We start from the raw sequence: 436 nt of genomic DNA on the forward strand, positions 1-436 counted from the left end.
GGCAGCCCCGTGTTGCCGTGAACCGGTCCTCCCGCCTGCGAAAGCACGTGAAGCTCGTAGGGGCTGTGGCCTGCGGCCGTGGCGACCTGGTTGAAGCTCGACAGCGGCCCAGCGAGATCGAGCGCATCATAACCGCGACAAACGTAGAACCCGATTCGATGCATGATGAGGTGGCCGGCTGAAAACCCTGGTGAAGTCGCATTCTAAGGAGAAAAGAAGCGATCGCCGTATCTGTCCTGAAATGAGGGAAATATGTCTCTTGCGCCGTTTGGAGGTGGCCCGATGCGAAGCGCCGAAACCGATACGCCCCAACTGGCCCTGCCGGGATTCGACACCGGACCATGGATGCCGAAACATCGCCTGTTCTTTGCCGTGATGCCCGATCCCGGCACGGCCGAGCGCATCGCGCGCCGCGGCAGCCGGCTCGCGGCCGAGG

1 pseudogene is annotated in these 436 nt (G+C 63.1%); it reads right to left on the minus strand.

From position 1 onward, the window contains the following. Nucleotides 1-164: pseudogene (locus tag FQ746_RS35060) on the minus strand (GlxA family transcriptional regulator); the annotation flags it as partial. Between the last annotated feature and the right edge of the window lie 272 nt (nt 165-436).

Origin of the sequence: Paraburkholderia sp. BCC1886 (genome assembly GCF_900996245.1) — a bacterium.
Lineage (GTDB): Bacteria > Pseudomonadota > Gammaproteobacteria > Burkholderiales > Burkholderiaceae > Paraburkholderia.